Genomic DNA, 22,638 nt, shown 5'->3' with positions numbered 1-22,638 from the left:
GGGCCGCCCGGGGCGACTCAGCCGGCCGGCCGGGCGGCCAGCGGGGCGGCGAAGAACGCCGCCTCGTGCTCGCAGGAGGCGCGGAACGCCCGCCACATCCGGTCCCTGGTCGGCTCGTCGGCCTCGACCGCCGCGGTGGTGACGAGATCGATGGCCCGCTCGTTCTGGGCCGCGAACTCGGCGTCGCCGTAGGCGTCCAGCCACGCCCGGTAGGGATGGGCGGCATCGCTCCGGGCGGCCAGTCGGCTGCCGAGATTCTGGTAGAGCCAGAAACACGGCAACAGCGCCGCGATCAACACCCGGTAGTCGCCGCGTGCCGCGGTGGCGAGTAGGTGGTCGACGTAGCGCGTCGTGCTCGGTGCGGCCGGCGGCCGCGGTCGGTCACCCAGCAGCGCGCGGTGCAGCCGCTGTTCCTCGACCAGCGCGCCCTGCGCGCAGTCCGCCCAGAACCGCTGCGCCGACGGCTCGGTCGCCAGCGTGCTCGCCGCGGCCAGCGCGCGCGAGTAGTCCCGCAAGTAGCAGGAGTCCTGGGCCAGGTACCACTCGAACGCGGCTCGGTCGAGGTCGCCCTCGGCGAGCCCCCGTACGAAAGGCAGTGCCTCGATGTCGCGCCGCAGCTCGGCAACCTGCTGCCACCAGCGCTCGGCCAACCTGGCCGGGCGGGGCCGGGTGCGCAGGCCGCCGCGGGACCAGAGCCCGGCGAGGTGGTGCACCGGACCGTTGCCGCCGCCGACGCCGAGTTCGGCGCCGGCGGCGATCGACTCGGCCAGCCAGTCCCGGGCCGCCGCGACGGCCGGTGCCCAGTCGCCGAGCCGTACCCGCAGCGTCGCCACCGCCGAGGACAGCGAACAGCCGGTGCCGTGCGTGTTGTGGGTCTCCAGCCGCTCACCCCGGAACTCCACGACGGCCTGTCCGCCGGCGGCGTCGACCAGCGCGTCGCGCACCGGGCCGCCGGCCAGGTGCCCGCCCTTGGCGAGGACGAGCACCCGGTACCGGCGGGACACGGCCAGGGCCTGCGCCACGGCGCCGGCCCAGTCGCTCGCCGGCGAAGCACCGGCGAGTACGGCCAGCTCGGGGATGTTCGGGGTGATCAGGTCGGCGTGCCCGATCAGCTCCCGCAGCGCCCGCTCGGCGTCGGGATCGAGCAACCGGTCGCCGCTGGTGGCCACCATCACCGGGTCCAGCACCACGACCGGCGGCCGGCAGCGGCGCAGCCAGTCCGACACGACCCCGGCGACGGTGGCGTCGGCGAGCATCCCGATCTTGACCGCGTCGATCTCGACGTCGTCGCTGACCGCGGCCAGCTGGTCGGCCAGGAAACCGGCCGGCGGGACGTGCACGCCACGCACACCCCTGGTGTTCTGCGCGACCAGCGCGGTCACCACCGCCATGCCGTACCCGCCGGTCGCGGCGATGCTCTTCAGATCGGCCTGGATGCCGGCGCCGCCGGTGGGGTCGGTGCCGGCGATCGACAGCACCCGCGGGATCATGCCGCCTCCCGCCAGGCCGCGGCCAGCCGGCTCGCCGCGGCGCGCGGGTCCGTCGCGCGGCAGACCGCGGCGGCGACGGCCGCCCCCGCCGCGCCGGCGGCGCGCAGCGCCGGCAGATCGTCGACCGAGATGCCGCCGATCGCCACCACCGGCCGCCGGCACCGCGGGACCAGCCGGCGGAACCCGTCGGTGCCCAACGGCGGTGGCGCGTCCTGCTTGGTGCCGGTGGCGTGCAGCGCGCCGATGCCGACGTAGTCCACCGGTGCGCGGTTCGCCGCGGCGAGCTGGTCGGCGGTGGACGCGCTGAGTCCCAGCAGCGCGTCCGGGCCGATCAGCGTCCGGGTGGCGGGCACCGGCAGGTCGGACTGTCCGATGTGGACACCGGCGACCCGGATGCCGGCCAGCCGCGCGGCGAGGTAGACGTCGACCCGGTCGTTGACGATCAGCGGGACGTGCGGTGGCAGCGCCCGCGCCACCCGGGCCACGGTGTCGAGCAGCTCCCCACCGCGGGCGTGCTTGTCCCGCAACTGCACCGCACTCACGCCGCCGCGAGCGGCGGCGGCCACGGTCTCCTCGACCGTCCGGCCGGCGGAGAGACAGCTCGGCACGTCGGCGATGAGGTAGATCGACAGGTCGGGAGGCGTCGCGTCGCTCATGCCAGTACCGCCCGCGACTCGAGCGCCGCACCGTCCACGGTGGACAGCGCGTCCAGGAACGCGGGTGCGAAGCTGCCCGGTCCGTTCGCGTGGTCGGCGGCGAGCTCGGCGGCCACCGTGTAGGTCAGCACCGCGGCCACCGTGCTCGCCAACCGGTCCGGCCCGGTCGCGGCGAAGGCGGCGATGACCGCGCCCAGTGCGCAACCGCCACCGGTCATCCGGGTCAGGTGCGGGTGCCCGTTGCGCACCCGGACGGTGTCGCGGCCGTCGGTGATCACGTCCACCGGTCCGGAGACGGCGACCACCCCACCGGTCCGCCGTGCCAGTGCGGCTGCGGTCGCGGCGGCCGACTCGGCATCGTCGGTGGCGTCGACGCCGCGCCCGCCAGTGCCCGCGCCGGCGACCGCGAGGATCTCGGATGCGTTGCCCCGCACCACGTCCGGGCCGGCGGCGCACAGCGTGGCGGCCAGCTCGGTGCGTACCGGCAGGGTGCCCACGGCGACCGGGTCCAGCACCCACGGGGTGCCCGCGTCGGTGGCACCGGCCACCGCGGCGCGCATCGCGGCCCGGTGCTCGGCCCCCGGCGTACCGAGGTTGACCAGCAGGCCCGAGGCGGCGGCGGCGAACCCGCCGGCCTCCTCGGGGATGTCGACCATCGCCGGTGCGGCGCCGAGCGCGAGCAACGCGTTCGCGGTGGTGTTGACGACCACGGAGTTGGTGATGCACTGCACCAACGGTGCTGAGGTCCGGACGGTGGCCAGCGCGTCGCGGCTGGCACGGAGCAGGTCGGCAGGCGTGCGCGACATGCGCGACATCCCTTCGCTAGTACAAACTAGATCAGGTTCGACGGGTGTGATCTCAGCCCCGGCCGTGGGGCACCCCGTGTCACGAGTGCGGGTGACGGCCACCTCGGCGGCCGTCCCGGGCACCATACACCGGCCCGGCGGCCCCGCCGCCCGGCTCGATGGGGTGATGATCGCGACCCGAATCCACCCATCCGGCCGGCCGCGATCATGCCGCGCCGAGCCTGCCGCCAGGTCCGCCGCCGGGCTCGCCGAGGATCAGGTGCCCGGCCGCCCGTGGTGGTACTCGTGCCCCTCCATCGGGTGCGGCGGCGCGTGGTGCGGCGGATACGGAGTGCGCCGCAGCGACAACAGGATCGCCGTGACTCCCGCGGACACGGCACCGAGCACGATGCCGACGATCCACTGGTACTGGCTGATTCCGGTCTGCGCGCCGATCAGCACGCCGAGTTCGCCGCCGACCAGCGCGACGAACGCGGTGACCGCGCACTCCGCCACCCGGGGGCGCGGTACCAGGATCCGGATGACCACGCCGAGCACGATGCTGACCACACCGACCGCGATGCTGATGCTCAACTCCATGACGCCCGTCCACGGTGTCGTCGACCGGTCGGGGCGGTGCCGGCCGTCGCCGGTCGGGTGCACCGCCGAGACGCTCTCCTGGAAGTACCCACGGTCCGGGGTGGCCATGCGTTCGAACCGTGGAACCTTCCGGTGGCGCGCGGCGCTCGGTCAGCGGGTGTGGCCGGCGGTCGTCGCGGCGCCGCGGATGATCACGTCCAGGCAGTCGCGGAACAGGTCGTCGGCGGTGCGATCGTCCTGGAAGTACTCGGTGATTCCGGCGACGACCGTCGGGTGGGTCCGGGTGAACGCCTCGAGGTCGAAGTCCGGCGCGGAGGTCGCCGCCGGCCGCCCGGTCTGTTCCTCCAGCACGTGACCGACCGTGAAGTGCTCCACGGTCAGCACGATCAGCCGGGCCTGGCGCAGCGGCACGTCCCGGGCCACCAGGGTGCTGATCGCGAGCTCGGAGATCGCGGCCATCCGCAGGGAGAGCTGCGAGATCGAGACGAGTCGGGCACCGTCCGGATGGGCCAGCAGCGCCTGGCGCAGCCGTTGCGCCAGCCCGGCCAGCCACTCCTGCCAGCACTCTTCCGGTGGCGGCGGCGTCAGCTCGGCGAACTGCTGCTCGAGGACGGCGTCGGCGACCGCGGTGATCAGCGCCGCCTTGTTCGGCAGGTACCAGTAGAGGGTGGGCTGCTGCACGCCGAGCCGGGCCGCGAGCTTGCGCAGCGTCACGCCGTCTAGCCCGTCCGCGTCGAGCAGCGCGACGGCCTCGGCCACGATCTGCCGCCTGTCCAACGCCACCGGCCTCACCCCGCGGCCACTCTATCAGTGATTGAGAACCGCTCTCTATCGGTGATAGAGTCCGTCTATCACCGATAGAGACAGTGAAGGGGAGTGGCCACCATGCCCGACGGACGGACCCTGCTCGGCACCCTGCACGGGGCGACCCATCGCGTCCCCGGCGTTCCCGCGCACCGCGAGCGGGCGGCCGGGCACCAGGGCGCGACCCGCCACGGTCGCGGGCACAGCACGACCACCGAGCGCCGCACGCACCACCACTCGCCGGCCCGGCCGCCCCGGGTGCTCGTGGCCTGGCAGCGGAGCATCGCCGCCCTCTTCGGCCAGGAGCTGCGATGAAGGCCGCGGTGGTGCACGAGGTCGGCGGCGTCCCCCGGTACGAGGACTTCCCGGACCCGGTGCCGCAGGACGGCGAGGTCCTGCTCCGGGTCCGGGCGGTCGCGGTCGAGAACGTCGACCGGGCGATCGTGGCCGGCGAGCACTACACCGCCGCCCGCTACCTCGCCGCACTACCGATGATCCCGACGTTCGACGGCGTCGGTGAGCTGCCGGACGGCACGCTGGTGACCTTCGGCAACGTCCGCCCGCCGTACGGCGCGCTCGCCGAGCTGTGCGCGGTCGACCCGGGGCTGACCCGTCCGATTCCGGCCGGGATCGACCCGACCGTGCTGTCGGTGCTCAGCTCGGCCGTCACCGCGATGTCGATCCGCGCGGCCGGTGAGCTCGAACCCGGCCAGACCGTGCTCGTCCAGGGCGGGACCGGGGTGGCCGGCCGGCTCACCGTCAAGATCGCCCGGCTGCTCGGTGCCGGCCGCGTCGTGGTCACCGGGCGCGACGACGACCAGCTCCGCGAGTTGCGCGAGCTCGGCGCCGACACGGTGATCAACACCGCGGTGCCCGACGACGACCTGCTGCGGGCGTACCGGGACGCGGCGGGCGACGGCTACCACGTGATCGCGGACTACCTGTGGGGCCGGCCCACCGACGTGTTGCTGCGCGCGCTGGTCCCGGACACGTTCGCGCTCGGCCGGCGGACCCGGCTGGTCCAGATCGGCGAGGTCGCCGGTGCCGAGACCACCGTGCCCGCCGCCAGCCTGCGCACCTCCGGGCTGGAGATCGTCGGCGCGGCCACCGGGCTCGACGCCGAGAGCTTCCCCGCGGTGTACGAGCAGGTGCTGTCCTGGGTCCGGGCCGGGGAACTGACCGTCGGGCTGGCGACGGTGCCGCTGCGCGATGTCGGGGCCGCCTGGCAGCGCACCGACCTGCGGGGCCGGCGGCTCGTCGTGCTGCCGCAGGAGCAGTAGCCGTCCCGGCCGGCCGACCTCCGCAGCGTCGGCGTGCGCCGACCAGTGCCGGCCGGTCGGTTCAGTGCTGACCGGTCGGTTCAGTGCTGACTGGTCGGTTCAGGGCTGACCGGTCGGTGCGGACAGCGGGAGGCTGATCCGGAACCGGGTGTCGCCGGGTGTGGAGGTCACCCGCAGGTCGCCGCCGTGCCGCTTGACCACGATCCGCCAGCTGACGTCCAGCCCGAGGCCGGTGCCCTGGCCGATCGGCTTGGTGGTGAAGAACGGCTCGAAGATCTGCTGCTGCAGCGCCGCCGGGATGCCCGGCCCGGTGTCGCCGATCTCGACGACCGCGCGGTCGCCCTCCCGCCGGGTCCGGATGGTCAGGGTGCCGGCGCCGTCCATCGCGTCGACCGCGTTGTCGATGATGTTGGTCCACACCTGGTTGAGCTCGGCGGCGTAGGCGGGCACCGGCGGCAGCGTCGGGTCGTACTCCTTGACCACGGTGACGTGCTCGCCGAGCTTGACCGCCAGCATCACCAGCGTCGAGTCGAGCCCCTCGGTCAGGTCGACGTCGCGGTGCGGCGCCCGGTCGAGCTGGGAGTACTGCTTGGCCGAGCCGACCAGCGCCGAGATGCGGACGACCGCCTGCTGGATCTCGTTCATCAGCGTCTCGGTCTCCACCGAGTACCCGAGCCAGCGCAGCGCCGGCTCCAGGAACTCCGGCTCGGTACTGGCCGCCAGCAGGTCCAGGTCGTCCACGGTGATGCCGGCCGCGGTCAGCACCGGCGCCATCTCCCAGCCGCGGGCGACGTCGTGCTCGTCCAGCCAGTCGGTGATCGCGTCCTCGCGGTCGCTGGTCTCCAGCGCGGTCAGCGCCGGCGCCTTCGCGACGCGGGCGACGAACTCCTCCTGCACCCCGGTGAGGTGCTTGAGCTGCTGGACGTGCAGGTCACCGGCGGCGAGCAGGGACAGCTTGTGCCGCATCCCGGCGACCCGCTCGCGCAGCGCGTCGGTGGCCCGTACCGCGGCGGCGGCCGGGTTGTTCAGCTCGTGGGTGAGCCCGGCGGTCAGCTTGCCCAGCGCGAGCAGCCGTTCCCGCTGGGTCACCAGCGTCTCGGTGTTGCGCTTGCCGGCGAACATGCCCTGCAGCAGGTGCACCGCCATCGGGAACCACCGGCCGAACGCGGCGTTGAACTCGTCCGCCGGCAGCGCGTAGAACACGCAGTCGGTCACCGCGCGTACGGCCGAGTCGTACGACTGCTCGATCTGGTCGCCGAAGTAGAACCGCACCGCACCGCAGTACGCCCCGACGTGATCGGTGCGGTTGAGCTCCACCTCGTCGCCGCGCACGGTGCGAAACAGCGACAGGGTGCCGGAGCGCAGCACGTAGAAGCAGCGGGCGGGCTCACCCTCGCGCAGCAGCATCTCGCCGGCCGGCACCGCCACCTCGTCGGCGTGCTCGGCGATCCACTCCGTCTGTTCGTCGGTGAGGTGCTCGAACAGCGCCATCCCCGCCAGCTGGGACCGATCGATGCTCATGGCCGTTCCTCCTTCGTCGGAACGGCCATGAGGCACCACGAGGCACGATGCTGTCGCGCTCGCTGGCGCTCGCTCATCGGCGTCCTGTCTCGCCGCCCGGTCACTGGTCCTCCAGGTACCGGTGCACCAGGGTGACGGCCATCGCGCCCTCACCGACGGCGGCGGCGACCCGCTTCACCGACTCGGACCGCACGTCGCCGGCGACGAACACGCCCGGCAGGCTCGACTCCAGGTAGTAGGGGTCCCGGTCCAGCGTCCAGCCGGCCGGCCGTTCCCCGCTGACCACCAGGTCGGGCCCGGTACGGACGAAGCCCAGCGGGTCGCGTTCCACGACGCCGTCGAGCCAGTCGGTGTGCGGCCGGGCGCCGATGAACACGAACAGGTGGTTGGAGTCGACCTCGTCGACGGTGTCGGTGAGCCGGTCGCGCAGCCGCAGCCGGACCAGGTGGTCGTCGCCGACCACCTCGTCGACGACGGTGTTGGGCCGCACGGTGATGGACTCGATCGCCTCGATCTGTTCGATCAGGTAGTGCGACATCGAGCGCTTCAACGACTCGCCGCGGACCAGGATCGTCACCGAGCGGGCGTGCCGGGAGAAGAACACCGCGGCCTGGCCGGCGGAGTTGGCGCCGCCCACGACGTACACCGGTTGGCCGGCACAGGACGGGGCCTCGGTGTTCGCCGAGCCGTAGTAGACGCCGCGGCCGGTGAGCCGCTCGGAGCCGTCCGCGTCGAGCGTGCGGTAGGCGACGCCGGTGGCGAGGATGACCGCGTGCGCGGCGACCTCGGTACCGTCGCCGAACCGGACCACCCGGGCCGAGCCGCGTGCCTCCAGCGCCACCACGTCACGGGCGGCGAGCACCTCGGTGCCGAACTTGACCGCCTGGCGGCGGGCCCGGTCGGTCAGCTGGGAGCCGGAGACGCCGTCCGGGAAGCCGAGGTAGTTCTCGATCCGGGAGCTCTGCCCGGCCTGCCCGCCGGTCGCCTCCCGCTCGACCAGCACGGTACGCAGCCCCTCGGAGGCGCCGTAGACCGCCGCACCGAGCCCGGCCGGCCCGGCGCCGATCACGACCAGGTCGTAGAAGTCGGCGGACGGTGCGGTGGACAGCCCGACCGCCCCGGCGAGCTCGACCTCGCCGGGGGCCCGCAGCACGCCGCCGTCCGGGGTGATCACCACCGGGATGTCGTCGGCGGTGGCGCCGGCCGCGGACAGCAGCCGCTGGCCCTCCGGTTCGTCCACGCTGAACCACCGGTACGGCACGGTGTTGCGGGCGAGGAACTCGCGCGCGGCGAACGACGGCGCCGACCACCGGTGCCCGACGACCTTGACCTCGTCGACCGGCGTCTCGCCGGTGGCCCGCCACATCTCGATCAGCGCGTCGACCACCGGGTACAGCTTCTCCTCCGGCGGGTCCCACGGCTTGAGCAGGTAGTGGTCGACGTCGACCACGTTGATCGCCTGGATCGCCGCGTCGGTGTCCGCGTACGCGGTTAGCAGCGCCCGGCGCGCCCGGGGGAACAGGTCCATCGCCTGCTCCAGGAAGTCGATGCCGGTCATTTCCGGCATCCGGTAGTCGGCGAGCATCGCGGCGACCGGCTCGCCGCGCAGCTTGAGCTCCCGCAACGCGTCGAGCGCGTCCCGGCCGGAATCGGCCCGGACCACCCGGAAGTCCTCGCCGTACCGCCGGCGCAGGTCGCGGGCCACCGCCCGGGACACGCCCGGATCGTCGTCCACGGTCAGCAGCACCGGTTTCGCCGCTCGGCGATCGATCATCTCCCTGGCCCTCCCCGCCGCCGGCGCGCCCCGCGCCGATACGCCACCAGCAACGATACGGCCGTCCCGCGGCCACCGGGCCGTCGTCGGCGGTGGCGCCGGCATGACCCGCACCACGGCCGCGCGGCCGGCCGCAGGACCGGGCCGGGCCGTGTCCCCGCCCGTTCCACCAGTGCTGGTATGAAGGGCGGATGAACGAGCGAGACACCGGCCGGGTGGGCGCATGACCACGACCGATTCCGGGCCGAACCCGCCCGCCGCGACCGACGAGGTGGTGCGGATCTGCCAGGAGTTGCTGCGCATCGACAGCACCAACACCGGCGACAACGACACCAGCGTCGGCGAGCGGGCGGCGGCCGAGTACGTGGCGGCGCAGCTGGCCGAGGTGGGCATCGACTCGTTCCTGACCGAGAGCGCGCCGGGCCGCGCGTCGCTGGTGGCCCGCATCCCCGGTGCCGACCCGTCCCGGTCGCCGCTCCTGGTGCACGGCCACCTCGACGTGGTGCCGGCCGACCCGGCCGAGTGGCAGGTGCACCCGTTCTCCGGCGAGGTGCGCGACGGGTACGTGTGGGGCCGCGGCGCGGTCGACATGAAGGACTTCGACGCGATGGTGCTGGCGCTGGTCCGCCAGTGGCGGCGTACCGGTTCGGTGCCGCCGCGCGACCTGGTGCTGGCGTTCTTCGCCGACGAGGAGGCCGGCTCCACCTACGGCGCGCACCACGTGATCGAGCACCACGCCGAACTGTTCGAGGGCGTCACCGAGGCGATCGGCGAGGTCGGCGGCTACTCGGTCTCGGTCTCCGACGACCTGCGGCTCTACCTGATCCAGACGGCCGAGAAGGGCCTCAACTGGATGCGGCTGACGGCCCGCGGCGCGCCCGGGCACGGCTCGATGGTGCACCACGACAACGCGGTCGCCGCGATGTGCCGGGCGGTGGCCCGGATCAGCGCGCACGAGTTCCCGGTGGAGCTGACCCCGACGGTGCGCCGGTTCCTCGACGAGGTGTCCGACGCGTACGGGGTGGAGCTGGATCCGGAGCGGCCGGAGCAGGTGATCGCCAAGCTCGGGCCGATGGCCCGGGCGATCGGTGCCACCGTGCGCAACACCGCCAACCCGACGATGCTGTCGGCCGGGTACAAGACGAACGTGGTGCCCGGCGAGGCGCACGCGACCGTCGACGGCCGGGCGCTGCCCGGGCACGAGGACGGCTTCCTCGCCGAGATTCAGCGGCTGGCCGGCGCCGACGTCGAGATCGCCTACGAGCAGCACCAGCCGGCGCTGGAGACCGACTTCAACGGGCCGCTGGTGGACGCGATGGCCGAGTCGCTGCGGCACCACGACGCCGGCGCCCGGCCGGTGCCGTACATGATGTTCGGTGGGACCGACGGCAAGGCGCTGGGCCGGCTGGGCATCCGGCACTTCGGGTTCGCGCCGCTGAAGCTGCCCGCCGACCTGGACTTCACCGGCCTGTTCCACGGTGTCGACGAGCGGGTCCCGGTCGACGCGCTGCGGTTCGGCGTCCGGGTCCTGGACCGCTTCTTCGCCCACTGCTGAGCCCGCGGCGGCGGCCGGCCGGGCCGCCGCCGACCGCACCCATCGGAGGAGTCGATGACCGACCCCGATCTCGAAGCCGCGCTGGACCAGGTGGTCGAGGCCGCGCGGGCGCATCTCGCCGCGGTCCGCGCCGCCGGCGGGCGCTCGGACGACGAGGCGGTGTGGCGCAGCTACGTGGCGCTCAACAACGCCTCGTTCGGCTACGACGAACTGCTGCTCGACACGTTCGGTGAGGTCACGCCGTGGGACCTGGAGCCGATCGACCCGACCGAGGCGGACCGACAGTGGGCGCCGGCGCCCGACGCCGAGACCGACCAGCAGGTCACCATCTCGGTCCGGCAGCGCCGCGACTTCACCGTACCCAGCGTGGCCGCGCTGCTGCGCGCCGCGGAGACGATCCGCCGGGCGGCGCCGCACGCGGAGAGCACGGCCGAGCCGATCGACACCGTCGGGGCGGCGGTGGCGGAGCTGATGCAGTCCGGCGACGGCGCGCTCGGTTCGCTGGACGTGCCGGAACTGGAGCCGCTGCGCGGCGTGGTCACGGTCAGTCAGCTGCCGCCCGGTGCGGCGGAATCCGACGACGAGGACGAGGACGACCCGTTCGTGGCCGACGCGGCCGAGCTGCCGCTGTTCCGGTTCGACGAGTACGTGGAGGAATCACCCGAACCACGCTGAGCCGGCGGCGGCCCCGTCGCGGGTCGCCGCTGGACGGTGGCCGCTTCAGTAGGAGAGGCCGGGCAGCGGGGGCTCGGCCTGTCTGCGCCGCCGGCGCAGCATCACCTGGCGACTGCCGTCGCGGAACAGCCGGACGGTGGCCAGCTCCCAGCCGCCGAACTCGGCCTGGATGGCGAGTCGGACGGCCGCGGTGAGCCGGTCCACGTCCGGCGGGATCCGGAGCGGAACGTACTCGTAGTCGGATGGCACCCCCCGATCCTGCCCAATGGCGTCACCGGATCGCCAGTCCAGCGTCATCTGGTGCTCACCCCGGCCCGATGCCGCCCAGGGCGGGGGAGGAGACGTCGTCCAGCGCGTACTGGATCTCCGGCGGCAGGGTGAGCGCCTCGGCCTGCAGCGAGCCGAGCAGCTGCCCGACGGTACGGGCGCCGACGATCGGGGCGACGACACCGGGCTGGTCGCGTACCCAGGCGAGGGACACCGCGAGGGGGGACACGCCGAGCCCGTCGGCGGCGGTGGCGACCGCCTCGACGATGCCGGCCGACGTGTCGTCCAGGTAGCGCTCCACGAACCGGTCGAACTGGGGCGAGGCGGCCCGCGAGTCGGCCGGGGTGCCGTGCCGGTACTTGCCGGTCAGCACGCCGCGGCCGAGCGGAGACCAGGGCAGGATGCCGATGCCGAGGTCCTGGCAGGCCGGCACCACCTCGCGCTCGGCACTGCGCTCCACCAGCGAGTACTCCACCTGCGCGGACACCAGCGGGGTACGCCCCGGCCAGGCCCGCTGCCAGGTGGCCGACTTCGCCGTCTGCCAGCCGGAGAAGTTGGAGATGCCCACGTAGCGGACCCGGCCGGAGGACACCGCGTGGTCCAGCGTCGCGAGCGTCTCCTCCATCGGCGTGAGCGGGTCGTAGCCGTGCAGCTGCCACAGGTCGACGTAGTCGGTGCCGAGCCGGGCCAGCGAGGCGTCCAGGGTGCGCAGCAGGTGCACCCGGCTGGAGTCGCGCCGCCGGTTGGTGCTCGGCCGCAGCCCGGCCTTGGTCGCGATGACCAGCTCGGAGCGGGGGACCAGGGCGTCGAGCAGGTTGCCGACGATCTGCTCGGCGTCCCCGTCGGCGTACACGTCGGCGGTGTCGATCAGCGTGCCGCCGGCGTCGACGAACGACTTGAGCTGGGCCGCGGCGTCGTCCGGGTCGGTGTCGCGTCCCCAGGTCATGGTGCCCAGCCCCACCCGGGACACCCGCAGGCCGGTGCGGCCGAGCGCGCGCTGCTCCATGCAGCGGACGGTACCGGCGCGCATCCACCCACCGGCGGCGACCCGCCGCGCGCTCGCCAGTACCCTGCACGCTCAGGAGCCGCCGGCCGGCGTACGCTCGCGCGGCCTGTCGGTAATGTCGGGCATGTCGGTGATCGGAGGCACGGATGGGGATGCGGCTCGGACTCAACCTCGGGTACTGGGGTGCCGGCAACGACCCGCGCGCCCACCTGGCCCTGGCGCAGGAGGCCGACCGGCTGGGCTACTCGGTGCTCTGGGCGGCCGAGGCGTACGGGTCGGACTCGCCGACGATGCTCGCCTGGCTCGCCGGCCAGACCGAGCGCATCGACCTGGGCAGCGCGATCATGCAGATCCCGGCCCGCTCCCCGGCGATGACCGCGATGACCGCCGCCACCATCGACGGCATCTCGAACGGCCGGTTCCGGCTCGGCCTCGGCGTCTCCGGCCCGCAGGTCTCCGAGGGCTGGCACGGCGTCCGGTTCGCCAAGCCGCTGGCCCGCACCCGGGAGTACGTCGACATCGTCCGGCTGGCGCTGCACCGCAAGCCGGTCGCCTACGACGGGCAGTTCTACCAGCTGCCGCTGCCGGACGGGCCGGGCAAGGCGCTGCGGCTGACCGTGCACCCGACCCGCGAGATCCCGATGTACCTCGCCGCCGTCGGTCCCCGCAACCTGGAGCTCGCCGGCGAACTGGTGGACGGGTGGCTGGCCGTGTTCCTCGCCCCGGAGTTCGCCGCCGAGCAGCTCAGGCACGTCGAGGCCGGCCGCGCCAGGATCGGCAGGACCCTCGACGGCTTCGACGTGGTGCCCACGGTTCCGGTCGTGGTCGGCGACGACGAGCAGGCCTGCGCCGAGCCGATCCGCGGGTACGCCGCTCTCTACGTCGGCGGGATGGGCTCGCGCGAGCAGAACTTCTACAACCGCCTCGCGGTACGGATGGGCTACGAGCAGGCCGCGGCGCAGGTCCAGGACCTGTTCCTGGCGAAGAAGCACCGCGAGGCGATGGCCGCGGTGCCGTTCGAGTTCATCGACCGCACCTCGCTGCTCGGCACCCCGGAGCGCATCGCCGACCGGCTCGTCGCGTACGCCGAGGCCGGGGTCACCACCCTGACGGTCGCACCGTACCCGCCGGCCGGGGTCACCGAGCCGGCGCAGATCCTGGACCACGCGATCCGCACCCTGCGGGTACTGGCCGAGGCGCTGGACCGCGCCGGCGTGGGCGCCTGACGTCGGGGCCCGTACCGAGCCCCGCGGCCCGAACCCCGCGGCCCGGGGTGGGTCCGCGACCCGGTGGCCTGGCGCGGGACGCCGTGGTCGAGCACGCCGTGGGGGCGGTCGAGGACGGCGGTTAGGGTTGCGCCATGGCGATCCTGGTACTGCTGCGGCACGGTCGCACCACCGCCAACGCCGACGGGGTGCTGGCCGGCTGGACCCCGGGCGTCGGCCTGGACGACACCGGTCGCTCGCAGGCCGCCGCGGCGGCCGCCCGGCTCGGCGCGCTGCCCTGGCGGGCGGTGCTCAGCAGTCCGCTGCAGCGCTGCCGCGAGACGCTGGACGTGGTGCTGGGCGACCGCACCGACCTGGCCCCGGTCACCGACGACCGGATCGGCGAATGCCGGTACGGCGACTGGGAGGGCCGGCCGCTCAAGCAGCTGGCCAAGGAGCCGATGTGGAAGGTCGTCCAGGCCCACCCGTCCGCGGCGGTGTTCCCCGGCGGTGAGCCGCTCGCGGCGACCTCGGCCCGCGCGGTCGCCGCGGTGCGCGAGTGGGACGGCCGGATCACCGCCGAGTACGGGCCGGACGCGCTCTGGCTCGCCTGCAGCCACGGCGATGTGATCAAGGCCATCGCCGCCGACGCGCTCGGCCTGCACCTCGACCAGTTCCAGCGGATCACCGCCTCGCCGTGCTCGGTGACGGTGATCCGGTACACGCCGCTGCGGCCGTTCGTGGTGCACCTCAACGATCTCGGCAGTGACCTGTCCGGGCTGGTGACGAAGAAGCGGCGGCGGCGCAAGCCGAGTTCCGACGCGACGGTCGGCGGCGGCGCGGTCTGACCATGACCTCGCCGGCCGGTACGGGGTGGGCCGGGTGCGGCACGCCGGTGGGCGCGCGCGGGCGGTCGCGGCACCGGGCGGATAGGGTCGAAGGATGTCACGCCAGGTCTATGACTTCGAGCCACCGGAGCGGTTCGTCGCCGGCACGGTCGGCGAGCCCGGTGACCGGACGTTCTTCCTGCAGGCCCGCGGGGGCGGCCGGGTGATCAGCGTCGCCCTGGAGAAGATCCAGGTCACGCTGCTCGCCGACAAGCTGGAGGAGTTGCTGGCCGAGGCGGCCCGTCGGTTCGACGCCGACATTCCCGACTCGCCCGATCCGCTGCCCACCGACAACGAGCCGCTGGACACCCCGCTCGACGAGGAGTTCCGGGTCGGCACGCTCGGCCTCGCCTGGGACTCCGACGACAACACGGTGCTGATCGAGGCGGTCGCCGCCGGCGCGGAAGGCGAGCTGCCGACCGAGGAGGACGACGAGCCGGCCGGCTCGGATCTCGACGACGAGACCCGTGACCTGCTGCGGGTGCGGCTCGGCCCGCGGCAGGTGCGGGCGTTCATCGAACGGGCCCGCCGGGTGGTGTCCGCCGGACGGCCGCCGTGCCCGCTGTGCGGCCTGCCGCTCGACCCGGACGGGCACCTGTGCCCGCGGCAGAACGGCTACCACCGGATGGTTCCGAGCGGCGAGTGACCCCGTCCGCGCCCGTGGTTCGCCCGACCGCCGCGCGGCACAATGGCAGCACGCGGGCGAGCTGACTGGGGAGGTCGGGATGGCACGGTGCGCTCCCGCACCGGAACGATGCCGGCGCGCCACCGCGCCGGGCCGGCGGCGGTGCCGGTGAGCGATCCGGTGGCCGACCCGGTCCGTACTCCGAGGCTGGACGACGCGGCGGCGCAGCGGCTGCTGCGGCACGGTTCGATCGAGCCGGAGGGGTTGCTGCCCGGCTCCTCCAACGCCAGCATGCGGGCGGTGATCACGCTCGACGACGTGCGCGCCCGGTGCGTGTACAAGCCGGTGCGCGGCGAGCGTCCGCTGTGGGACTTCCCGGACGGCACGCTCGCCGGTCGCGAGGTCGGCGCCTACCTCGTGTCGGCGGCGACCGGCTGGGGGGTGGTGCCGCCGACGGTGCTGCGGGACGGCCCGTTCGGCCCGGGCGCCTGCCAGCTGTGGATCGACACCGACGACGAGGCCGACCCGGTCGGGTTCGTCCCGGCCGACGCGGTGCCGGACGGGTGGCGGCCGATCGCGGCGGCCCGCGGCGAGGCCGGCGAGCCGTACGTGCTGGCGCACGCGCCGGACGACCGGCTGGCCCGGATGGCGGTGTTCGACGTGGTGGTGAACAACGCCGACCGCAAGGGCGGGCACGTGCTCCCCGGTACCGACGGCCGGCTGTACGGCGTGGACCACGGCGTGTGTTTCCACGCCGAGGACAAGCTGCGCACCGTGCTGTGGGGCTGGGCCGGCGAGCCGCTGCCCGCCGGCGTCACCGACACCCTGCGCGAGCTGCGCGACGCGCTGACCGCCGAGCTCGGCGACGAGTTGGCCGAGCACCTGACCCGCATCGAGGTGCGGGCCACCCGGGTCCGGGTCGATCAGCTGCTGGCCGCCGGCCGGTTCCCGCTGCCCGGCGAGGACTGGCCCGCCCTGCCCTGGCCCCCGGTCTGAGCGACGGTGGTCGAGCCGGAGTCGATCGCCGGCTCACCGTGCGCCGGTGGGACCCGCGGGGCGAAACCGATCCGGCTCCGGCTCGGCCGGCGGCGGTGTGGACCGGCGGGGCGGGTCGAGACGGTCGATCAGCTGCTGGCTCCAGGCGCGGATTGCTGCGGCCTGGTCGGGCGTGAGCGGGTCGAGGCCGAGGCGACGGATGGTGTCGGAATGGCCATCGATCGCGCGTTGCACCACGTCCCGGCCCGCCTGTGTCAGCGTGATGCCGGTCCGGCGGCCGGCAGCGCCGGACTCGGTGCGAGCGAGCAGCCCGCGCTGCTCCATCCGGGTCAGTTGGTGGGCGACCCGGCTCTTCTCCCAGCCGAGTGAGTCGGCGAGCTCGGTCACCCGCAGCTGATCGTCCGAGGCTCGGTGCACCGACACGAGGACGCTGAACTCGGCCTTCGAAATCCCGAAGTCGCGCTGCAGGGTGCGGTCGACCTCCCCGGACAGCAGGCGTTGTGCGGTCATCCAGGTGTCCCAGAACTGCCATTCGGCGGGGGACAGCGGTGTCGATCGGGCCATGCCGCGATGCTACCGACCCCAAGTTGACGAATCAACTCTTCGATCCTAGAGTTGTCACGTCAACTTTGAGTCGGGGTGGAGGGGAAAGTGACGGAAATGCGAAAGGTTGTTGCAGTCGTCGGAGGCGGGTACGCCGGGACACTGATCGCCACAGAACTCGATCATGAAGCACGGGTGGTGCTCGTCGATCCTCGGGACGCGTTCGTCAACGTGGCGGGCTCGTTGCGGGCACTGGCCCGACCCGACTGGGCGCCCCAGGTGTTCTTTCCGTACCGGACGCTGCTCGAACACGGCCAGGTCATCCGGGACCGGGCATCGTCGGTCGATCCGGCAGGCGTCATGCTGGCTGGCGGCGGCCGGATCGACGCCGACTACCTGGTTCTGGCGACGGGATCGAGCTACCCGTATCCGGCGCGGCCCCGGCGGATGGCCACGAGCGCTGCGCAGGCACTGAGCGAGCTGCGTGCCACCCACGACCAACTCGCCCGGGCCGAGCGCGTGCTGATCCTCGGCGCGGGCCCGGTCGGGTTGGAGCTGGCGGGGGAGGTCCGCGAGGTCTGGGCGCACAAACGTCTGGTGATCCTCGACCAGGCAGCCGAGGTGCTGCCCGGCTTCCTCCCCGAGGTACGCCGGGCACTGCGGCGCCAGCTCGACGAGCTGGGGATCGACCTACGAACCGGGACGTACCTGACGAGCCTGCCGCCCACCGCGGACGGTACGGCGGGCACCTTCGTCGTGTCCACCGTCGGCGGCGAGAAGATCACCGCGGACATCTGGTTTCGCAGCTTCGGCGTGCACCTCAACACCAGCTACCTCGCCGACGGCAACCTGGTCCAGCTCACCGACGGGGCAGCCGTGCCGGTCGACGAGCACCTCAACGTGGTCGGCCACGACCACGCCTACGCTGTCGGCGACATCGCAGACCTTGCCGACGCCAAAATGGCCTCCCACGCGCAGACGCAGGCCCTGGTCGTCGTCGAGAACATCCGGGCACAGCTGGCGGGTGGCCGGCCCCGTTCCTCGTACCAGCCGGGGTCGGTGCCCCGGATCCTGCTTCCGCTGGGCACCAGTGGTGGCGTGGGCCAGCTGCCGACCCCCGACGGTGGCGCAGCGGCGGCGCCCCTCGCGACCGTGATCCAGCGCAAGGGAGCGGACCTGTTCACCTCCCGCTTCGTGCAAAGGTTCGATCGGTCCCTCGCCTGACGGGTCCGCTTGCCGTCCGGGTTCAGCTCGCCTCGAGGTGCAGGTATCCGGTGCGGACTCGCCAGTGCCGGCCGGCCCGCAGGTGGTCGACGACCGCGCGCTGCAGGGTGGTGTCCCGAGGCAGCTCGTCGAGGTCGGCGCCGATCCGGCGGAACACGAACTCCAGCACGTTCGCGTCGCCGTTCAGCCCGTCCGCGAACCCGTCGTCGACCAGCCGGAACCGGCGCTGGAAGCGCAGGATGTTCGAGCCGGCCGGCAGGTAGTCGGCGAGCTGGTCGTCCAGCAGCCACGAGGTGCAGGTGGCGACCGGGTACCGGGTGCCGAAGTGCGCGGCGAAGAAGTCGGGTGCCGCGGCGAACGACGCGTCGCAGTCGGCCGGCGTCATCGGCCCGGTCTCCGGGATGTGGGTACCCAGGCAGGGCGTGCCGGGGGCGAGCGTGACGGCCTCGTCGCGGATCCGGGACACGTTGAACTGCAACCGACCCAGCGCGTACAGCAGGCCGCGGTAGTGCAGCGTGAACCAGTCCTGCTTGTCCAGCCCGGCGGCGCCCCGGGTGCGCCGGCGCAGTACCGCCTTCGAGCCGAGGTCGGCCAGCGTCGCCGCGGTCACGCTGGCATCGACCCCGTGCCGTTCGTGGTAGGCCAGCAGGCGCGGCGTGGCGGCGAGGAACGTCCACAGGTAGAACCAGCGACCGGCCGCGCCGAGCCGTTCCGGCAGCTCCGGCCAGCTCGCGAGCGGGCTCTGGTCGCCGAGCCGCTGGCCGAGCAGCCGCCGACCGTGCTGCAGCAGCCACCACAGCTGCGGGTCGCGGTCCGGATGCGGCGCGGCGGCGAGCGCCTCGGCGTGGTCGCCGGCCGGGATGTCCAGCAGCGTGAGCAGCCGCCGGGCCGCCGCCTCGTCCGGCAGCGGCAGGTCCGGGCCGGTCGCCGCGGCCAGTTCGGTCAGCCAGTCGGTCCGCTCCGGCGGCAGCGCCACGAAGCGTGCCAGCTCGGCGATCTCGGCCATCGGTGTACCACCCTCCCTGCGTTCGGCAAGATTGTTTCCCATCGACGCCGCCGAACCGTCCGGAGTGTGCCGACGCTCACCCCCACCCGGTACCGGGTAGGCATCGGTGGCTGTCGTTACGCTGGCGGGTATGGATACCTGGTCGGCGCCCGAGCTGCCCCGTCTTCCCGGCTCCGGAACCCAACTGCGGCTGTACGACACGGCGAGCCGGTCGGTGCGCCCGGCCGTGCCGACCGACGCGGGCCGGATCTACGTGTGCGGCATCACGCCGTACGACGCGACCCATCTGGGTCACGCCGCCACGATGATCGCGTTCGACCTGATCAACCGCGCCTGGCGGGACGACGGCCATCCGGTGCGGTACGTGCAGAACGTCACCGACGTGGACGACCCGCTGCTGGAGCGGGCCGAGCGGGACGGCATCGACTGGGTGGCGCTGGCGGAGCGGGAGACCGAGCTGTTCCGCACCGACATGGCCGCGCTGCGGGTGCTGCCGCCGGACCACTACGTCGGTGCGGTCGAGTCGATCCCGCGCATCGCCGAGCTGGTCGGCCGGCTGCTCGCCGACGACGCCGCGTACCGGATCGACGACGGGACCGGCGACGTCTACTTCGACGTGGCCGCGGCGAAGCGCTTCGGGTACGAGTCGAACTACGACCGGGAGACGATGCTCGCGCTGTCCGCGGAGCGCGGCGGTGACCCGGAGCGGCCGGGCAAGCGCGACCCGCTCGACCCGCTGCTGTGGCGCACCGCCCGGGACGGCGAGCCGAGCTGGGAGTCCGAGCTCGGCGCCGGCCGGCCGGGCTGGCACATCGAGTGCGCGGTGATCGCGCTGCAGCGGCTGGGCAACCGGATCGACGTGCAGGGCGGCGGCAACGACCTGATCTTCCCGCACCACGAGATGTCCGCCGCGCACGCGGAGACGCTGACCGAGGCGTGGCCGTTCGCCGAGCACTACGTGCACGCCGGGATGATCGGCTGGCAGGGCGAGAAGATGTCCAAGTCCAAGGGCAACCTGGTGCTGGTCTCGACGTTGCTGGCCCGCGGCGAGGAGCCGGCGGCGATCCGGCTCAGCCTGCTGTCCGGGCACTACCGGGCCGACCGGGAGTGGACCGAGCAGCAGCTCGACGCCGCCCGCGAGCGGCTCGCCGCCTGGCGGGCCGGGGTGGCGCGGCCGGCCGGCCCGGACGGCGCCGCGCTGGTGGCGCGGCTGCGCGAGCGGGTGGCCGACGACCTGGACACCCCGGGCGCGCTCGCCGCGGTCGACGACTGGTGTCGTGGCGAGGGTACCGACACCGCGGCGCCGGCGCTGGTCGCGGACGCCGCCGACGCCCTGCTCGGCGTCCGCCTCTGAGCCCCGCCGACGGCGCCCCGCCCACCGACGGCCACCGCCTCTGAGCCCCGCCGACGGCGCCACGCCCACCGACGGCCGCCGCCGCTGAGTCCCACCGGGGGTGGCCGCCGTGCGCCGGGCGGCGCCTGCCTCTCCGTGCCGGCCGTCGGCGGCGCTGGTCACCGGTTCGCCCGGGCGGCGGCGAGCGAGGCGGCGATGCCGTCGGCCGAGGAGGTCGGCGCCAGCCCGAACGTCGTCTCGAACGCGGTCGAGTCGAACAGGTACGGCGCGGTGTACTGGTAGCCCATCTCCAGCGTCTCCCGGGCACCGCTGTTGAACAGCGCGCCGAGCCGGATCGTGCCGGTTCCCATGGTGCGGCCGGACCCGCCGGCGAGCTCCAGGTACCGCCGGCCGGTCAGTGCGGGCGCGGTCGGCAGGTGCCAGGTCCGGCCGCGGGCCGCGGGGTCGGTGCCGAGGATCGCGAGGGCGGCGCCGATGTCGGGGGTGTAGGTCATCGAGTGCGGCTGGTCGCCGTCGAACAGCCAGCTGCCGGGCCGGCCCGCGGCGATCCGGTCCAGCGCGTAGGTGTTGAACACGCTGGTGGTCGCGCCGATGCCGTAGAAGTCGGCGCTGCGCCCCACGGTGTGCACCAGCCCCTGCTCGGCCGCGGCCCGGTCGAGCAGGTCGATGGCTGCGGCCCGTACCCGGCCCTTGCGGCTGGTGGGGCGGACCGGCGTCTGCTCGGTCATCGGGCCGTCGACCCGGCCGTAGGCGTAGACGTTGTCGAAGTACACCAGGTGGGTGCCGTGCGCGAGTGCCGCGGCGACGGCGTTGCCCACGATCACCGGCCACTGCTCGGCCCAGATCCGCGCGGAGTACGGCAGCCCGGCGGTGAGGTAGGCGACGTCGGCGCCGGCGACGGCACTCTTGACGGCGTCGGCGTCGAGCAGGTCGGCGCGGATCGACCGCACGCCGTCGACGGCGGCCGGTCGGCGGCCGACGGACGCGGTGTCCAGCCCGCGGTCGAGCAACGCGCGGGCCGTCTCGCGGCCGACGACGCCGTTGCCACCGAGGACGACGTGGGTACTGCTGCTCATGCGGGGTCTCGTTTCTGCTCGGGCCGGCTCGACGCGGCGGAGGGCTCCGCCGTCGACCATGGTGCCGGCCGCGCGCTCGCCCGGCGCCGGTGCCGCCGCCCCGACCGCCGCGCGCCGAGGTCTGCGCAGCCGCGCGGCAGGGGCCCTCAGCGCAGCTCGGCGGCGAGGCGGCGCAGCTCGGCGAGCGTCCGGTCCGCCCAGCCCTCGCGAACCGAGTCGGTACCGCACAGCCGCGGCTTGGCGACGAGGTGGAAGTGCAGGTTCGCCACCAGTGCCACCACCCGGCACCAGGGAAGGGCGGCGAGATCGGCGTCGCGAAGCGGCCGCACCTGCCGGTAGCCGGCGGCGAAGTCGTCGAAGTACCGGGTCCCCGCGACGCCGGTGAGGTCGCTGGCGCGCGGCCGGTGGCCGGCGAGGTCGAGGTCGTGCAGGTACAGGCCGTCCGGGCCGGCCAGCAGGTTGTCCAGGGTGACGTCGCCGTGGCAGATGCCGTGGTCGAGCGCCGGCCCGTACCGCCGCAGCGCGGTGCCGGCGGCGGACCCGAGCGAGGCGACCAGGGCCCGGTCCGCCGGCCGGTCGGCCAACGCGGCGAGTACCGCGCGGGTGGTGTCGTCGTGGCCGCGCCGGTCGTACCGGGCGGGCCCGGCGAACCGATCGGCCGCCGCGTGCCAGCCGGCCACCAGCGCGCCGAACCGGCGGTACAGCGCGGCCTCCGGCGCCGGCGCGACCCCCGGGACGTACTCCCACAGCAGGTACGCGCGGTCGCCCTCCGGCGCGCTGGCGGTACCGACCGGGTCGCCGGCGGCGGTACGCCGGGGTCGCGGCACGCCGGCGCCGGCGTCGGCGAGGTGTTCGGCGAGCCGCGCCTCCCACGCCACCTCGGCCGGTGTGCGGTGATCGGCCGCGTACAGCTTGAGCACCGCGCGGCCGGAGTCGGCGTGCACCAGGTAGACGTCGTTGACCAGCGACCGCAGCAGCACGCAGTCGGTCACGGCGATCCGGTACGCGTCGGCCACCAGGCGGGCGACCGCGTCGGGCGTGGGGACGCTCCGGCTGACGGCAAGCACCGCCCGACCATAGGGACGCCCCGGCGGCACCACAACCAGAATCGGTCCCGCGCCGGCGGCGCCCCCGTACCCGACCGTGGCCCGCGCGTTCGGGACGCCGTCGCCCGGCCGGGCCCTCGCGCGGACGCCCGGTACCCACCGGTACGGGCGGTCGCCGCGGCGGCTCCCGGCGCCGACGATCGTGACCGGTCGGGACCGGCCGGTACGGGCGGGCGGTGCGGCGGGGGTCTGGCGCCGACGAT

23 protein-coding genes and 1 riboswitch are annotated in these 22,638 nt (G+C 74.1%); of the genes, 10 read left to right on the top strand and 13 right to left on the bottom strand.

The annotated features are described in order from the left end of the window. Positions 1–17: 17 nt before the first annotated feature. The 5 genes from NUM_RS27420 to NUM_RS27400 all read right to left on the bottom strand — a co-directional run bounded on the left by NUM_RS27420 (position 18) and on the right by NUM_RS27400 (position 4,314). Positions 18–1,490 (bottom strand): bifunctional hydroxymethylpyrimidine kinase/phosphomethylpyrimidine kinase, encoded by a 1,473-nt coding sequence (locus NUM_RS27420; protein ID WP_207127818.1) that lies wholly within the window; start codon positions 1,488–1,490, stop codon positions 18–20. Beyond that, the gene (gene thiE, locus NUM_RS27415) at positions 1,487–2,146 is read right to left on the bottom strand and encodes a thiamine phosphate synthase (RefSeq protein ID WP_207127817.1); all 660 of its coding nucleotides are present in this window, start codon (positions 2,144–2,146) and stop codon (positions 1,487–1,489) included. The genes NUM_RS27420 and thiE overlap by 4 nt, the downstream gene beginning before the upstream one ends. Next, the gene (gene thiM, locus NUM_RS27410) at positions 2,143–2,952 is read right to left on the bottom strand and encodes a hydroxyethylthiazole kinase (RefSeq protein WP_207127816.1); all 810 of its coding nucleotides are present in this window, start codon (positions 2,950–2,952) and stop codon (positions 2,143–2,145) included. The genes thiE and thiM overlap by 4 nt, the downstream gene beginning before the upstream one ends. Continuing rightward, positions 2,944–3,039, bottom strand: a riboswitch (TPP riboswitch). Its footprint overlaps the gene before it by 9 nt. A gap of 168 nt (positions 3,040–3,207) precedes the next feature. Continuing rightward, positions 3,208–3,639 (bottom strand): hypothetical protein, encoded by a 432-nt coding sequence (locus NUM_RS27405; RefSeq protein WP_207127815.1) that lies wholly within the window; start codon positions 3,637–3,639, stop codon positions 3,208–3,210. Positions 3,640–3,681: 42 nt separating this feature from the next. Next, complete coding sequence (locus NUM_RS27400) at positions 3,682–4,314, bottom strand: TetR/AcrR family transcriptional regulator C-terminal domain-containing protein (RefSeq protein WP_207127814.1); 633 nt, start codon at positions 4,312–4,314, stop codon at positions 3,682–3,684. 102 nt (positions 4,315–4,416) lie between these two features. Here NUM_RS27400 and NUM_RS27395 point away from each other — a divergent pair, with 102 nt between their 5' ends. After that, positions 4,417–4,650 carry a hypothetical protein gene (locus NUM_RS27395; protein WP_207127813.1) on the top strand — a complete coding sequence of 78 codons (234 nt, stop codon included), beginning with the start codon at positions 4,417–4,419 and terminating at the stop codon, positions 4,648–4,650. After that, positions 4,647–5,615 carry a quinone oxidoreductase family protein gene (locus NUM_RS27390; RefSeq protein ID WP_207127812.1) on the top strand — a complete coding sequence of 323 codons (969 nt, stop codon included), beginning with the start codon at positions 4,647–4,649 and terminating at the stop codon, positions 5,613–5,615. Before NUM_RS27395 ends, NUM_RS27390 begins: the two co-directional genes overlap by 4 nt. Before the next feature lie 99 nt (positions 5,616–5,714). Here the strand turns inward: NUM_RS27390 and NUM_RS27385 are convergent, their stop codons facing one another. Further along, complete coding sequence (locus NUM_RS27385; RefSeq protein ID WP_207127811.1) at positions 5,715–7,136, bottom strand: ATP-binding protein; 1,422 nt, start codon at positions 7,134–7,136, stop codon at positions 5,715–5,717. 100 nt (positions 7,137–7,236) lie between these two features. Next, a complete protein-coding gene (locus NUM_RS27380) occupies positions 7,237–8,910 on the bottom strand; it encodes an NAD(P)/FAD-dependent oxidoreductase (protein WP_207127810.1) in 1,674 nt (557 codons plus the stop codon). Positions 8,911–9,133: 223 nt separating this feature from the next. On the opposite strand from NUM_RS27380, the gene NUM_RS27375 reads away from it, so the two are divergent. Both NUM_RS27375 and NUM_RS27370 read left to right on the top strand, forming a co-directional pair. Continuing rightward, positions 9,134–10,465, top strand: a complete 1,332-nt coding sequence (locus NUM_RS27375) for a M20/M25/M40 family metallo-hydrolase (protein ID WP_207127809.1) — start codon at positions 9,134–9,136, stop codon at positions 10,463–10,465. 54 nt (positions 10,466–10,519) lie between these two features. Then, positions 10,520–11,140: a hypothetical protein gene (locus NUM_RS27370; RefSeq protein ID WP_207127808.1), complete on the top strand. Its 621-nt coding sequence runs from the start codon at positions 10,520–10,522 to the stop codon at positions 11,138–11,140. A 45-nt stretch (positions 11,141–11,185) separates the two neighbouring features. Here the strand turns inward: NUM_RS27370 and NUM_RS27365 are convergent, their stop codons facing one another. Beyond that, positions 11,186–11,389, bottom strand: a complete 204-nt coding sequence (locus NUM_RS27365; protein ID WP_225918894.1) for a DUF5703 family protein — start codon at positions 11,387–11,389, stop codon at positions 11,186–11,188. Between the two features lie 55 nt (positions 11,390–11,444). Then, positions 11,445–12,413, bottom strand: a complete 969-nt coding sequence (locus NUM_RS27360; protein ID WP_207127806.1) for an aldo/keto reductase — start codon at positions 12,411–12,413, stop codon at positions 11,445–11,447. A 152-nt stretch (positions 12,414–12,565) separates the two neighbouring features. Here NUM_RS27360 and NUM_RS27355 point away from each other — a divergent pair, with 152 nt between their 5' ends. From NUM_RS27355 to NUM_RS27340, 4 genes are all read left to right on the top strand, one after another. Next, positions 12,566–13,639 carry an LLM class F420-dependent oxidoreductase gene (locus NUM_RS27355; protein ID WP_207127881.1) on the top strand — a complete coding sequence of 358 codons (1,074 nt, stop codon included), beginning with the start codon at positions 12,566–12,568 and terminating at the stop codon, positions 13,637–13,639. A gap of 134 nt (positions 13,640–13,773) precedes the next feature. After that, entirely contained in the window at positions 13,774–14,466 is a 693-nt protein-coding gene (locus NUM_RS27350) for a histidine phosphatase family protein (RefSeq protein ID WP_207127805.1), read from the top strand. 94 nt (positions 14,467–14,560) lie between these two features. Continuing rightward, positions 14,561–15,151 carry a DUF3090 domain-containing protein gene (locus NUM_RS27345; protein ID WP_207127804.1) on the top strand — a complete coding sequence of 197 codons (591 nt, stop codon included), beginning with the start codon at positions 14,561–14,563 and terminating at the stop codon, positions 15,149–15,151. Between the two features lie 147 nt (positions 15,152–15,298). Next, positions 15,299–16,126: an SCO1664 family protein gene (locus NUM_RS27340; protein ID WP_225918893.1), complete on the top strand. Its 828-nt coding sequence runs from the start codon at positions 15,299–15,301 to the stop codon at positions 16,124–16,126. A 33-nt stretch (positions 16,127–16,159) separates the two neighbouring features. Here NUM_RS27340 and NUM_RS27335 read toward each other — a convergent pair whose 3' ends face one another. Further along, positions 16,160–16,690, bottom strand: a complete 531-nt coding sequence (locus tag NUM_RS27335) for a MarR family winged helix-turn-helix transcriptional regulator (protein WP_207127803.1) — start codon at positions 16,688–16,690, stop codon at positions 16,160–16,162. A gap of 96 nt (positions 16,691–16,786) precedes the next feature. Here NUM_RS27335 and NUM_RS27330 point away from each other — a divergent pair, with 96 nt between their 5' ends. Then, entirely contained in the window at positions 16,787–17,893 is a 1,107-nt protein-coding gene (locus NUM_RS27330) for an NAD(P)/FAD-dependent oxidoreductase (RefSeq protein WP_207127802.1), read from the top strand. A 22-nt stretch (positions 17,894–17,915) separates the two neighbouring features. Here NUM_RS27330 and NUM_RS27325 read toward each other — a convergent pair whose 3' ends face one another. Next, the gene (locus tag NUM_RS27325; protein WP_207127801.1) at positions 17,916–18,899 is read right to left on the bottom strand and encodes an acyltransferase domain-containing protein; all 984 of its coding nucleotides are present in this window, start codon (positions 18,897–18,899) and stop codon (positions 17,916–17,918) included. A 130-nt stretch (positions 18,900–19,029) separates the two neighbouring features. Here NUM_RS27325 and mshC point away from each other — a divergent pair, with 130 nt between their 5' ends. After that, on the top strand, positions 19,030–20,253 hold the full coding sequence (gene mshC / locus NUM_RS27320; RefSeq protein ID WP_207127800.1) for a cysteine--1-D-myo-inosityl 2-amino-2-deoxy-alpha-D-glucopyranoside ligase: 1,224 nt from the start codon (positions 19,030–19,032) through the stop codon (positions 20,251–20,253). Between the two features lie 158 nt (positions 20,254–20,411). Here the strand turns inward: mshC and NUM_RS27315 are convergent, their stop codons facing one another. Both NUM_RS27315 and NUM_RS27310 read right to left on the bottom strand, forming a co-directional pair. Continuing rightward, positions 20,412–21,329 carry an NAD-dependent epimerase/dehydratase family protein gene (locus NUM_RS27315; RefSeq protein ID WP_207127799.1) on the bottom strand — a complete coding sequence of 306 codons (918 nt, stop codon included), beginning with the start codon at positions 21,327–21,329 and terminating at the stop codon, positions 20,412–20,414. A gap of 146 nt (positions 21,330–21,475) precedes the next feature. Continuing rightward, complete coding sequence (locus NUM_RS27310; RefSeq protein ID WP_207127798.1) at positions 21,476–22,396, bottom strand: phosphotransferase enzyme family protein; 921 nt, start codon at positions 22,394–22,396, stop codon at positions 21,476–21,478. Positions 22,397–22,638 lie beyond the last annotated feature (242 nt).

Origin of the sequence: Actinocatenispora comari, assembly GCF_017312725.1 — a bacterium.
Classification (GTDB): domain Bacteria; phylum Actinomycetota; class Actinomycetes; order Mycobacteriales; family Micromonosporaceae; genus Actinocatenispora; species Actinocatenispora comari.
Note: the sequence above shows the minus strand (reverse complement) of the source record. Positions and strands in the feature narration are given on the sequence as shown.

What these genes read in the sequence shown, in the direction of transcription:
- NUM_RS27385 (WP_207127811.1), bottom strand. Translation starts at nt 7,136, where the DNA reads ATGAGCATCGATCGGTCCCAGCTGGCGGGGATGGCGCTGTTCGAGCAC.
- mshC (WP_207127800.1), top strand. Translation starts at nt 19,030, where the DNA reads ATGGATACCTGGTCGGCGCCCGAGCTGCCCCGTCTTCCCGGCTCCGGA.
- NUM_RS27315 (WP_207127799.1), bottom strand. Translation starts at nt 21,329, where the DNA reads ATGAGCAGCAGTACCCACGTCGTCCTCGGTGGCAACGGCGTCGTCGGC.
- NUM_RS27345 (WP_207127804.1), top strand. Translation starts at nt 14,561, where the DNA reads ATGTCACGCCAGGTCTATGACTTCGAGCCACCGGAGCGGTTCGTCGCC.
- NUM_RS27390 (WP_207127812.1), top strand. Translation starts at nt 4,647, where the DNA reads ATGAAGGCCGCGGTGGTGCACGAGGTCGGCGGCGTCCCCCGGTACGAG.
- thiE (WP_207127817.1), bottom strand. Translation starts at nt 2,146, where the DNA reads ATGAGCGACGCGACGCCTCCCGACCTGTCGATCTACCTCATCGCCGAC.
- NUM_RS27420 (WP_207127818.1), bottom strand. Translation starts at nt 1,490, where the DNA reads ATGATCCCGCGGGTGCTGTCGATCGCCGGCACCGACCCCACCGGCGGC.
- NUM_RS27380 (WP_207127810.1), bottom strand. Translation starts at nt 8,910, where the DNA reads ATGATCGATCGCCGAGCGGCGAAACCGGTGCTGCTGACCGTGGACGAC.
- NUM_RS27360 (WP_207127806.1), bottom strand. Translation starts at nt 12,413, where the DNA reads ATGGAGCAGCGCGCGCTCGGCCGCACCGGCCTGCGGGTGTCCCGGGTG.
- NUM_RS27370 (WP_207127808.1), top strand. Translation starts at nt 10,520, where the DNA reads ATGACCGACCCCGATCTCGAAGCCGCGCTGGACCAGGTGGTCGAGGCC.
- NUM_RS27330 (WP_207127802.1), top strand. Translation starts at nt 16,787, where the DNA reads ATGCGAAAGGTTGTTGCAGTCGTCGGAGGCGGGTACGCCGGGACACTG.
- NUM_RS27375 (WP_207127809.1), top strand. Translation starts at nt 9,134, where the DNA reads ATGACCACGACCGATTCCGGGCCGAACCCGCCCGCCGCGACCGACGAG.
- NUM_RS27395 (WP_207127813.1), top strand. Translation starts at nt 4,417, where the DNA reads ATGCCCGACGGACGGACCCTGCTCGGCACCCTGCACGGGGCGACCCAT.
- NUM_RS27405 (WP_207127815.1), bottom strand. Translation starts at nt 3,639, where the DNA reads ATGGCCACCCCGGACCGTGGGTACTTCCAGGAGAGCGTCTCGGCGGTG.
- NUM_RS27335 (WP_207127803.1), bottom strand. Translation starts at nt 16,690, where the DNA reads ATGGCCCGATCGACACCGCTGTCCCCCGCCGAATGGCAGTTCTGGGAC.
- thiM (WP_207127816.1), bottom strand. Translation starts at nt 2,952, where the DNA reads ATGTCGCGCACGCCTGCCGACCTGCTCCGTGCCAGCCGCGACGCGCTG.
- NUM_RS27325 (WP_207127801.1), bottom strand. Translation starts at nt 18,899, where the DNA reads ATGGCCGAGATCGCCGAGCTGGCACGCTTCGTGGCGCTGCCGCCGGAG.
- NUM_RS27355 (WP_207127881.1), top strand. Translation starts at nt 12,566, where the DNA reads ATGCGGCTCGGACTCAACCTCGGGTACTGGGGTGCCGGCAACGACCCG.
- NUM_RS27350 (WP_207127805.1), top strand. Translation starts at nt 13,774, where the DNA reads ATGGCGATCCTGGTACTGCTGCGGCACGGTCGCACCACCGCCAACGCC.